The sequence below is a fragment of the Nonomuraea sp. NPDC001684 genome, from assembly GCF_053596515.1.
Map to the genome: position 1 here is coordinate 20,099 of NZ_JBSFGJ010000069.1, position 11,569 is coordinate 31,667.

An 11,569-nucleotide genomic window follows, 5' to 3' on the forward strand; every position below is an offset into this window, starting at 1 on the left:
ACTTTCTCACGGGAAGAGCCGCCCGTACTCGGCCAGGGCCACGGCCACGTCCACCTGCGCCCAGAAGCGGTGGTAGTTGAACGTCGGCGCGGGCCCGGTGCCCTGGAGGTAGGCGTTCACCTCGGGCCAGTCGGGGTCGTTCTTGTAGAAGGACCTGATCGACATGAACGTCGAGCTGGAGTTGATCGTGTCGCCGTTCGGCATCTTGCCGGTCCAGCCCGGGGGCACGTAGACCGGGTCGTTCAGCCGCTTGTAGTCGGTCTTGGTCTCCGACACCGACACGCCCTTGGCGTCGCGGTTCTTCCACACGCCGTCCAGCAGCGCCTTGGCCATGGTCCTGGCCCCGGCGTGGTTCGCCTTGGCCGCGTAGTACATCAGGGCCTTGGCGTACGAGCCGGCCACGCCGACGTCGTTGGTGTAGTCGGCGACCGTCACGTGCAGGCCGGGGTTGGGCGGCGGCATGCCGTTCGGGTCGCTGAAGTCGCCGGCGGGCTGGCCGGTCCACTTCAGCGTCGACGGCATCTGGTACGTGCCGTCCGCGTTGATCGTGGTGTTGGCCATCGCCCAGGCGACCCACTTGTCCAGCAGCGCCTTGGCGTCGGCGTTGCCCGAGGCGTAGTAGAGCTCGGCCACCCGCTCCATGGTCCAGGCCTGGAACCCGAACCACTGGTTGGACGGCGGGTCGTGGTAGACGGGCTGCCAGTCGTAGGTCATGCCGTGGAACTTCGGCAGCCCGGCCGGCGGGGTGGCGTAGTGGCCCTCCCAGCTGTTGGTCGCGCCGCCCGCGATGGCCCCCTCGGCCGACTGCAGCCAGGTGTAGAACTGCAGCTGGCGGGTCAGGCTGGTGCTCCAGTCGGCCGCGCCGGTGCCGCTCTTGGGCTTCAGCTCGGCCACGTTGGCCAGCGCCCAGGCCGCGAGCGGGTTCTGGTAGCCGGAGTGGTTGTGGCTGGAGCCGATGCGCCAGGCCCAGCCCGCGCTGGTGTCGCTGGCGCCGCCCCAGGCGTAGTACCAGGACAGCAGGTAGTTGGAGGCGTCCTTGCCGGTGCCCGCGGCACACGAGGTGCTGGTGCAGCCGGGCTTCTTGAAGTACTTGTCGTACATCGCGTACCGCAGGTAGTCGCCCATCTTGGCGGCCTTGGCGACCGACGCGGAGATCTGCGACTCCTTGCCCTGCTGCTTGGCCCACGTCTGCGCCCAGTACGCCGCCTGGACGGCCCGCGCGTCGGCGTCGGGCGCGTTGGTGTACTTCCACTGCTTGGCGTAGTTGCTGTCCTTGGTGAACAGGTCGAGGTAGCCGTTGGGGCCGCCGAACTTGAACGTGTCGCAGGACGGCTGCGGGATGGTCTCGAAGACCGACTCCTCCGGGCCGCGCTGGTAGGTGTTGATGTAGGTGTTCTTGCTCGTGCCGTCGCCGCAGCGGCCGAAGCCGTAGGTGTTGTCGACGTCGAGCAGCCAGTGCATGCCGTAGACGTCACTGGTGTTGTACGCGCTCTTCAGCTCGTTGGCCAGCGGGTCCGAGCCCACGGAGACCCCGGAGTCGAGCTGCGTCGGGTACTGCTTGATGTCGTTCCACTCACCGGCGTACGTGGCCGGCTTGGCGGGGTTGTAGAAGGAGTTCGTCGGCTGGTCGGCGGTCGAGGGGATGATGTACTTCTCCATCGAGGCCCACGCGTTGTTGAACTTCGCCCAGTCGCCGGTCACCTGCCCGTAGGTCGCCTCCAGCCACAGGTAGTAGCTGTAGGCCTCGGACGTGGTCTCGTGCCCGTGGTCGGGCGCCTCGACCATGAACGTCTCCACCGAGTGGTACGGCACGCCGTCGGGCGAGAAGTACCCGTTGGCCGGGTCGTGCAGCTCGTTGTACATCTCGACGAACCGCTTGACGTACTCGTTGTCGCCGCCGAGGTCGTCGTCCGCCTCGCTGGCGGTGACCTTGACCGGGGTGTAGCCGGTCGCGCTCACCGTGAACTCGGCGGTGCCGCTGGTGGTGTCGGCGTCGTCCGCCGCCGCCAGGGTGACGTTCTGGACGGTGTTCCAGTTGGCCGGGGTGAAGGTGAGCGAGCCGCCGGAGCCGACGGTCAGGTCGGCGTCGCCGCTGGTGCGGGCGGTGGTGACGGTCACGTTCGCGGCGGGCGCCTGCGAGAGCTTCACGCCGAAGCCCGCGGTGCCCTTCTCCGGCACGGAGATCGTGGCCGGGCTCACCACGAGGGCGGGCCCGGTGTTCTGCGAGACGGTGATCCCGACGGGGGCCGAGGTCGTGGTCGCGCCCCCGTTGTCGGTGGCCTTCGCGGTGATCGAGTAGCTGCCCGCGGCCACGTTCTGCCAGGTGTAGCCGTACGGCGCCGAGGTGTCGGTGCCGAGCAGCGTGGAGCCCTGGTAGAAGTCGACCTTGGAGACCGTGCCGTCGGCGTCGGCGGCGTTCGCGGCGATGGCCACGGTGGCCGGGGCGGTGAACGTCTGGCCGGCGGTGGGCGAGGTCAGCGCGACCGTGGGCGGGGTGTTGGCGCCGCCGCAGGTCACGCCGTTCACGGTGAACGAGGTCGGGCTCGGGTTGCTGCCCGTCCAGGTGCCGTTGAAGCCGAGCGTCGTCGAGGCGCCGGTGGCCAGGCTGCCGTTCCACGGCATGTTGGTGGCGGTGACGTGGGTGCCCGACTGCGTCCAGTTGGCGCTCCAGCCGGTGGGCGTGTACTTCTGGCCCGCGGTCGGGAAGTCGAAGCCGAGCGTCCACGAGGTGATCGGGTCGCCGGTGTTCTTCAGGGTCAGGTTGGCGGTGAACCCGCCCTGGCCTGGGCCGCTCGTCCACTGGTTGGCGGTGTACGTCACGTCGCAGGCGACGGCGGCGTGCGCGGGCAGCGCCGCGAGGGTCGTGGTCGTGCCCGCCGCGAGCACGAGCGTCGCGGCTCCGGCGAGCCGCCTCGACAGGCGGGAAAGACGGGAAGGAGGTCTGTGTTTCAAGGGATCTCCATGGGAGTAGGGGGTGTGGGAGCGCTCCCAAGGGGGATTGTGGGTGACCGGCGGCGTATGTCAACGGATCGCCCGTCCGGCGGCCCCCGCGTTTCCTCTCACCAGGCTGCCGATGATGAAAGTTTCATCCACGTTACGGGGCATTCGGCGAGCATGCGGCCCGGGAACGCCCGCCGCACGGCCGCCCTCATTTACAGGGCCGGGAGGGCGTCTCACTATGGGAGCGCTCCCAGCCAACTGACGTTCTGGAGATGATCGCTAGTGAGACTCCACAGCGGCCCACGCCGATGGGCCGTGACCATGACCGCCGCGAGCGTCGCGGCCCTCGGGCTCGTCGTCGGCCAGACCACGGCCGCCAGCGCCGCGGTGAACTGCGACGTGACCTACTCCGCCAACTCGTGGACGAGCAGCCCCGGTCAGGGCGGTTTCACCGCGAACATCACGTTGAAGAACACCGGCGACCCGATCACCTCGTGGACGCTGGGCTTCGACTTCCCCGGCACCGGTCAGCAGTACACCCCGACCGGCTGGAGCGCCAACTGGACGCAGTCGGGCACGCACGTCACCGCGACGAACATGCCCTACAACGGCAGCCTGGCCACCGGCGCCTCCACCACCATGGGCTTCAACGGCACCTGGACGGGCAGCAACAACCCGCCCACCTCCTTCACCGTGAACGGCGTGACCTGCGGCGGCGTCACCCCCACCACCCCCGCGGTGGTCACCTCCGCCAGCTCGGTCGCGGTCAACGAGGGCGGCACCGCCTCCTTCACCGCCAAGCTGTCCTCCGCCCCCTCCTCGAACGTCACCGTCACCACCCAGCGGACCAGCGGTGACAGCGACCTGACCGTCAGCGCGGGCGGCTCGCTCACCTTCACGCCCGCCAACTGGAACACCGCCCAGACGGTCACCCTGGCCGCCGCCCAGGACGCCGACACCACCGCGGGCACGGCGGCCTTCTCCGTCGGCGGCACCGGCGTCACCTCGGCCACCGTCAACGCGACCGAGGTGGACGACGACGCGGTCGTGGAGCAGGCGCTGCTCGTGACGCCCACGTCGGTGACCGTGCCCGAGGGCGGGACGGCGGCGTACACGGTCAAGCTGGCCGCGCAGCCGTCCGCGAACGTGACCGTCACCTCGACGGCGGGCAGCGGCGACGCCGACCTGACCGTCTCCGGCGGCGGCAGCCTCACCTTCACGACGGCCAACTGGAACACCGCCCAGACGGTGACCCTGGCCGCCGCCCAGGACGCCGACTCGACCAACGGCACCCGTCCCTTCACGGTCGCCGCCACCGGCCTGACCAGCAAGACGGTCACCGCCACCGAGGCCGACGACGACGGCCAGCCGCCCACCGGCCACGTCGAGAACCCGTACGCCGGCGCCACCGGCTACGTGAACCCGCAGTGGAAGGCCAAGGCCGCGGCCGAGCCCGGCGGCGCCGCCGTCGCCAACACCTCCACCGCCGTGTGGCTGGACCGCATCGCGGCCATCGCCGGCTCCTCCTCGGCCATGGGCCTCCAGGCCCACCTGGACGAGGCCGTGGCCCAGGACGCGCTCAACGGCTCGGCCCCGCTGACCGTGCAGTTCGTCATCTACGACCTGCCCAACCGCGACTGCTCGGCGCTGGCCTCCAACGGCGAGCTGCTGATCGCCGAGAACGGCTTCAACCGCTACAAGGCCGAGTACATCGACGTGATCGCGAACATCCTGCGCGACCCCAAGTACGCCAACCTGCGCATCGTCACGATCATCGAGCCCGACTCGCTGCCCAACCTGATCACCAACACCGGCAACTTCCCGAAGTGCGCCGAGGCCAACGGGCCCGGCGGCTACGTGGACGGCGTCCGGTACGCGCTCAACAAGCTGCACGCCATCACCAACGTCTACACCTACGTGGACGCCGCCCACCACGCCTGGCTCGGCTGGGACTCGAACTTCGGCCCCGCCGTGAACCTCTTCTACAACATGGCCGCGGGCACCACGGCCGGCGTGGACAGCGTGGACGGCTTCATCGTCAACACCGCCAACTACTCCGCCACCAAGGAGCCGTACTTCACGATCAACACCCTGGTGAACGGCCAGACCGTCCGCCAGTCCAAGTGGATCGACTGGAACTACTACGTGGACGAGTCCACCTTCGCCACGGCTCTGCGCACCGCGCTGGTCAACAAGGGCTTCAAGTCCGGGCTCGGCATGCTGGTCGACACCTCGCGCAACGGCTGGGGCGGCACCGCCCGTCCGGGCGGCGCGAGCACCTCGACGGACGTGAACACCTTCGTCAACCAGTCACGCGTCGACCGGCGCATCCACGCCGGCAACTGGTGCAACCAGAGCGGCGCGGGCCTCGGCGCCCGGCCGACGGCCAGCCCCGAGGCCGGTTTCGACGCCTACGTCTGGATCAAGCCGCCGGGCGAGTCCGACGGCGCCAGCACCGACATCCCGAACGACGAGGGCAAGAAGTTCGACCGGATGTGCGACCCGACCTACACCGGCAACAACCTCAACGGCAACAACATGTCGGGCGCCCTCGGCGGCGCCCCGCTGTCCGGCCAGTGGTTCTCCGCCCAGTTCCAGGAGCTGGTCAGGAACGCCTACCCGCCGGTCAGCTAGCTCACCGAGCCGGCCGGGGGCTCCGGGGCCCCCGGCCGCCGGACGAGGGGCCCGCCTGACCCGGGCCCCTCGTCCGGTGAAGGAACCCGGGCCCCTTCCCCTCGACCGGCGCGACTCGCCCGGGCGCGGGTCAGCGGTTCTCGCGCCACTCCGACACGACGCGATCGACGTCGAAGGGCATCAGGTTGAGCGGCGGCCCCGGCAGGCCCTTCCTGATCGCCTCGCGGATCTTCTCGTTGACCTCTTCGAGGATCTGCCGCACCTCGGTCTCGGACCGGGCCCCGCGGGCCTGCCGCAGCGCCTCCTCGGCCTCCTTGCGCAGCGCCAGCGTCGGGGGCAGCGGCATGGACAGCCCCTCGCTCTCCAGCTTCTGCTTGATCCACCACATCTCGTCGTGCCGCCGGTCGAGGCCGGGCAGCGGCTTGCCCGCGCCCGGCAGGTCGTCGAACTCCCCACGCTCGGCCGCCTCGCGGATCTGACGGTCGATCCAGCTCTCGAACGGCATGCCCACCGGCTTGCGGTCGGTCACGGACGCGGCTCCTCTCACGCCAGGTTGTGGCTCGGCGCGACCGGCCCGCGCCAGCCGAGCACGGCCTCGGTCATGCGCACGGACGCCACCGTCGCGGCGACGTCGTGCACCCGCAGGATCCGGGCGCCCTTGAGGATGGAGACGACGTTCGCGGCGATCGTCCCCTCCTTGCGCTCGCCCTGCGGGCGGTCGATGGTCTCGCCGATGAAGTCCTTGTTCGACAGCGCGACGAGGGTGGGATGGCCGATGGCGGTGATCTCCTCCAGCCGCCGGGTCAGCTCCAGGGAGTGGAAGGTGTTCTTGTTCAGGTCGTGGCCCGGGTCGATGATGATCCGGTCGGGGGCGATGCCCGCCTTGAGCGCGAAGGCGACCCGCTCGCGCAGGAAGCCGGCGACCTCGGCGACGACGTCGTCGTAGCTCGGGCGGAAGACCCGCCGGCCGGGGCCGCCGAGGCTGTGGGTGACGACCACGCTGGCGCCGGTCTCGGCCGCGACCTCGGCCAGGCCGGGCTCGCGCAGGCCGTTGGTGTCGTTGATGACGTCGGCGCCGGCCTCGACGGCCGCCCTGGCGACCTCGGGGCGGTGGGTGTCGACCGAGATGACGGCGTCGGTCGCGGCCCTGACCTCGGCGATCACCGGGACCACCCGCTCGATCTCCTCCTCGACGCCGATCGCGGCCTGGGCGGCGCTGAAGGCGAACCCGCCGATGTCCACCCAGTCGGCGCCCTCCTCGACGGCCCGCGCGCAGGCCGCGACCGCGCGGTCGAGCTCGTACGTGCGCCCCTGGTCGTGGAAGGAGTTGGGGGTCCTGTTGACGATGGCCATGATGGCGATCTGGCGTTCGAAATCGAACTCCCGCCGCCCGATGCGGCGGACCGGGGAGATGATCTCGGGGGGATTGTTTCCGCCGCTCACGTAGTGGCCCCTTCCGTCTCCTGCCGAGCCTACCCGGGGCCGTGGCAGGGCGGTCGGGCGCGCCCGCGCTCAGACCTGGAAGCGCCCGGACGGCCCGCCGCCGCCGGTGACCCGGATGCGCTTCATGGAGCTCGGGGAGGCGGACGCGTGCGGCAGGCGCATGGTGAGCCGGACCGTGGTGCCGTCCGGGCCGGTGCGGACGTCCACGACGTCGCACAACCGCCGGATCAGGTAGATGCCGCGACCGGTGTAGGAGAGGCTGGACGGCCGGACGTCCCCGTCGAGGTACGCCTGCGGGATGCCCGTCCCCTGGTCCGTCGTCTCCGAGCGGATGACGCCGTCGACCGTCCACAACGTCAGATGCCCGCACCCGCCCGCGTGCTCCACGGCGTTGACCACGCTCTCGTGCACGGCGAGCACGAAGTCGTCGAGCCGCCCGTCGCGCAGCCCGCTGCTCTCCGCCTGCTCGGCGACCGCGCGGCGCAGCTTGGTGACGTCGTGGAGGGTGAAGACCTGGGTCAGGAGAAGGGCCATGGCGCTCCTTCGTGTCGTCACGACACGCAGGCCACGCCTCTGGACCTTGCGTAGAGAACCGTCCCCTTCCCCGGCCGGGCGGGCTTACACCTCCGGATCAGGGGTGGGCGCCGACCCCCGTGGCCAGCTCCTTGACCCGGCCCAGCGGGCCGCCGTCGGGGGCGAGCGGCGGGGTCTCCATGCCGGCGCCGTCGTGCAGGCCGTCCAGCAGCTCGCGCATGGCGTCCCAGGAGGAGTGCCGCGGCCGCCAGCCCAGGACGTCCCTGGCCTTGTCGGTCTTCATGACGGGGATGCGCAGGGCCAGTTCGAGCAGGCCGGGCGAGGCGGGCACCAGCCGCAGGTGCCAGCCGGCCGACATCAGCGTCCTGGCCAGCCAGGGCGTGACCGGTATCGTCCGCGTGCCGAGGAGCTTGGCCAGGTCGGCGGGGTCGAGCACGGGTTCGGCGGCCAGGTTGAAGGCCCCCGACACCGTCCTGGTCACCGCCAGCCGGTACGCCTCGGCCGCGTCGTCGGCGTGCAGCACCTGGAGCCGCAGTCCGGGCACGTCGGGCACGAACGGGACGCGGCCGGGCCGGATCAGCCGGCGCGGCAGGAACGGCCCGGCGAACAGGCGGCGCTGCTCGGTGGCCGCCGCCCGCTGGAAGATGAACCCCGGCCGCATCCGCACCACGCGGATCGCCGGGTGGTCGTGCTCGAAGACGTCGAGCACCCGCTCGACGTACGCCTTCTCCCGGCCGTACGCGGCCCCGGGCCAGCCGTGCGTGGGCCAGCTCTCGTCCACCGGCCGGTCCTTGGGGCCCGGCGAGTACGCGCCGACCGAGGAGGCGTGGACCAGCGCGGGCACCCCGGCCTCGGCCACCGCGCGGAACACCCGCATGCTGCCCAGCACGTTCGCCCGCCAGGTCACGGCCGGGTCCCTGGTGGGCTGGAACAGCCACGCGAGGTGCACGACGGCGTCGGCGCCCTCGAAGATGCGGGACAGGTCGCCGGTGGCGACGTCGGCCTGCCGCCACTCGGTCCGGTCGATGCGCCATCCCGGCAGCCGGCGGGCCACGCCCACGATCGACGTCACGTTGTCATCCGCGGCGAGCGCGCGTACGACGCTCGTGCCGACATTGCCGGTAGCCCCGACCACCACGACTCTCATGCCCGCACCGCTGCCCGCGCTCCGGAGGGTGAAACCCCTGGTCAGGGCTGTAGCAGGATCTTTATCGCGCCGTTCGCCTTCTTCTGGAACATCTCGTACGCCTGCGGCGCCTCCTCCAGCCGCATGCGGTGGGTGGTCAGGTCCATGACGCCGAGCGGGTCGGAGTCGTCGGTGACCAGCGGCATGAGCCGGTTGATCCACCGCCGCACGTGGGCCTGGCCCATCCGCAGCGTGACGCCCTTGTCGAACATGCGCAGCATCGGCATCGGGTCGGTCATGCCGCCGTAGACGCCGATGACGGAGATGACGCCGCCCCGGCGGACGGTCTCGATGGCCTGGTTGAGCGCGGCCAGCCGGTCGACGCCCGCGTGGGACATCAGCGGCGCGGCCACCACGTCGGGCAGCAGCCCGGTGAGCGTCTGGGCGATCTTGGCGGCCGGTGAGCCGTGGGCCTCCATGCCGACGGCGTCGATCACCGAGTCGGTGCCGCGCCCGGAGGTGAGCTCGCGGATCGCCCCGGGCACGTCGGAGGTCTCGCTGCCGTCCACGACCTCGATGCCGTGGCGGCGGGCCATCTCCAGGCGTTCGGTGACGCCGTCCACGCCGATCACGCGGTGGCCGAGGTGGCGGGCGATGCGGGCGCACATCTGGCCGATGGGGCCGAGGCCGAAGACGGTGACGCTGCCGCCGTCCGGGATCTCCGCGTAGTCCACGGCCTGCCAGGCGGTCGGCAGCACGTCGGACAGGAACAGGAACCGCTCGTCCGGCGGGCCCTCGGGCACCTTGATCGGGCCGAACTGGGCCTCGGGCACGCGCAGGTACTCGGCCTGGCCGCCGGGCACCTGGCCGTACAGCCTGGTGTAGCCGAACAGCGCGGCGCCCATGCCCTGCTCCTTGACCTGGGTGGTCTCGCACTGCGCGTACAGCTCCAGGCCGCACATGTGGCAGTGGCCGCAGGAGATGTTGAACGGGATGACGACGCGGTCGCCGGGTTTGATGTCGGTGACGGCGGCTCCGACGGCCTCGACGACGCCCATGGGCTCGTGGCCGAGGATGTCGCCCTCGGCCATGAAGGGCCCGAGCACCTCGTACAGGTGCAGGTCGGAGCCGCAGATGCCGGAGCTGGTCACCCTGATCACCGCGTCGTTGGGCTCCTTGATGGCCGGGTCGGGGACCTCCTCGACCCGTACGTCCCGCTTGCCGTGCCAGGTGACGGCCTTCATGACGCCTCCAGATGGGATTCGGACGGCACAAATCCCGCATACCCCCACATAGAGCTCCAAACGGTTTGCCCCATAACACGGTGATAGGGGTGTTTTGACACGACCACTCCTCGTATTCGGGCTCGTACCGTGCAGACACCCCCCTGTACGCGAGGAGACGTGCACATGCTCCCCAGGAAGACCGTGACGGCGGGCATCGCGATCGCCGTCACCATGATCAGCGTCCCGGCCCTGGCCTTCGCGGCGAAGGGCGCCACCGCCCAGGACGAGACCCCCTACTCCATCGCCCGTGCCAACGCCGAAGCCGTCGCCGACCCCCCGCAGGGCCTGGTCGACGCCATGAGCCGGGACCTCGGCATCACCGGCCAGCAGGCCGAGGCCCGCCTGGTCAACGAGGCCGCCGCGGCCGGCCTCGAACCCACCCTGCGCGCCCAGTTAGGCGCCTCCTACGCCGGCTCCTGGGTGACCGGCCCCACCTCCACCCCGGTCACCGCCACCACCGACCCGGCGCAGGTGGCCGCCATCGCCAAGGCCGGTGTGCAGGCCCGCGTGGTGGCCCGCTCGCTGAGCAGCCTCGACGGGGTCAAGGCCAGGCTGGACGCCGCGTCGGCCAAGGCCCCGAAGACCGCCCCCGTCTGGTACGTGGACGTCGTCAACAACACCGTCGTCGTCCTCAGCTCCAACCCCGCCAAGGCCGCCGCCTGGGTGCGGGCCAGCGGCGCGGACGCCTCCGCCGTCCAGGTCGTGCGCTCGGCCGAGAAGCCGACGCCGTTCTACGACGTCCGCGGCGGCGACGCCTACTACATCGGCTCCGGCACCCGCTGCTCCGTCGGCTTCTCGGTGACCAAGGCCGGCTCGCAGGGCGGCTTCGTCAGCGCCGGCCACTGCGGCACCGCCGGGTCCAGCACGTCCGGTTCCAACCGGGTCGCCATGGGCACGTTCCGCGGCTCGTCCTTCCCGGGCAACGACTACTCCTGGGTCGAGGTCAACGGCCAGTGGACCCCGACCGGCGTGGTGTACGGCTACAGCGCCGGCATCCTGCCCGTACGCGGCTCGACCGTGGCCCAGGTGGGCTCGGCCGTCTGCCGCGCCGGATCGACCACCGGCTACCACTGCGGCTCGGTCCAGCAGCTCAACGCCAGCGTCACCTACCAGGAGGGGACCGTCTCCGGCGTGACGCGGACCAACGTCTGCGCCGAGCCCGGCGACTCCGGCGGCTCGTTCATCTCCGGCGACCAGGCCCAGGGCGTGACGTCGGGCGGCTCGGGCAACTGCAGCTCCGGCGGCACGACGTACTTCCAGCCGGTCAACGAGATCCTGTCCGCCTACGGCCTGACCCTCGCCACCCAGGGCGGCGGCCCCGGCCCGACCAGCACGCCGACGGTCACGACCACCGTCGGCGGCACGTGGGCCGCGGGCACGACGTACGCGGCCGGCGCGACGGTGACGTACGGCGGCTCGACCTACCGCTGCCTCCAGGGGCACACCGCCCAGCCCGGCTGGGAGCCGCCGAACGTGCCGGCTCTCTGGCAGCGCGTCTGACCCCCTAGACGCAACGCCGTTCAGTTAAGGGTGAGGGCGGTTCGTCAAGACCGGTGAACAAAACAGCGGAGCCGCTGTAGAAGAGGTCTGTCACTCCAAGACATCC

Annotated in this window: 8 protein-coding genes; 2 read left to right on the forward strand and 6 right to left on the reverse strand. The window is 71.0% G+C overall.

What is annotated here, in order from left to right; genetic code table 11:
* Positions 1 to 6: 6 nt before the first annotated feature.
* A complete protein-coding gene (locus ACWCSD_RS15935) occupies positions 7 to 2,952 on the reverse strand; it encodes a glycoside hydrolase family 48 protein (RefSeq protein ID WP_449915602.1) in 2,946 nt (981 codons plus the stop codon).
* Between the two features lie 309 nt (positions 2,953 to 3,261).
* Here ACWCSD_RS15935 and ACWCSD_RS15940 point away from each other — a divergent pair, with 309 nt between their 5' ends.
* A complete protein-coding gene (locus tag ACWCSD_RS15940; protein WP_397155522.1) occupies positions 3,262 to 5,574 on the forward strand; it encodes a glycoside hydrolase family 6 protein in 2,313 nt (770 codons plus the stop codon).
* 130 nt (positions 5,575 to 5,704) lie between these two features.
* On the opposite strand, the gene ACWCSD_RS15945 is transcribed toward ACWCSD_RS15940, so the two are convergent.
* The 5 genes from ACWCSD_RS15945 to ACWCSD_RS15965 all read right to left on the reverse strand — a co-directional run bounded on the left by ACWCSD_RS15945 (position 5,705) and on the right by ACWCSD_RS15965 (position 9,921).
* Complete coding sequence (locus tag ACWCSD_RS15945; RefSeq protein WP_449915605.1) at positions 5,705 to 6,103, reverse strand: DnaJ family domain-containing protein; 399 nt, start codon at positions 6,101 to 6,103, stop codon at positions 5,705 to 5,707.
* 14 nt (positions 6,104 to 6,117) lie between these two features.
* On the reverse strand, positions 6,118 to 7,017 hold the full coding sequence (gene folP, locus ACWCSD_RS15950) for a dihydropteroate synthase (protein WP_449915606.1): 900 nt from the start codon (positions 7,015 to 7,017) through the stop codon (positions 6,118 to 6,120).
* Between the two features lie 69 nt (positions 7,018 to 7,086).
* Positions 7,087 to 7,551: an ATP-binding protein gene (locus ACWCSD_RS15955; protein ID WP_449915608.1), complete on the reverse strand. Its 465-nt coding sequence runs from the start codon at positions 7,549 to 7,551 to the stop codon at positions 7,087 to 7,089.
* Positions 7,552 to 7,648: 97 nt separating this feature from the next.
* Positions 7,649 to 8,698, reverse strand: coding sequence for an NAD-dependent epimerase/dehydratase family protein (locus ACWCSD_RS15960; RefSeq protein ID WP_352358694.1), 1,050 nt, complete (start codon positions 8,696 to 8,698; stop codon positions 7,649 to 7,651).
* A gap of 41 nt (positions 8,699 to 8,739) precedes the next feature.
* On the reverse strand, positions 8,740 to 9,921 hold the full coding sequence (locus ACWCSD_RS15965; RefSeq protein ID WP_397155513.1) for a zinc-dependent alcohol dehydrogenase: 1,182 nt from the start codon (positions 9,919 to 9,921) through the stop codon (positions 8,740 to 8,742).
* Positions 9,922 to 10,086: 165 nt separating this feature from the next.
* On the opposite strand from ACWCSD_RS15965, the gene ACWCSD_RS15970 reads away from it, so the two are divergent.
* Entirely contained in the window at positions 10,087 to 11,463 is a 1,377-nt protein-coding gene (locus ACWCSD_RS15970) for a carbohydrate-binding protein (protein ID WP_397155511.1), read from the forward strand.
* Positions 11,464 to 11,569: the final 106 nt, after the last annotated feature.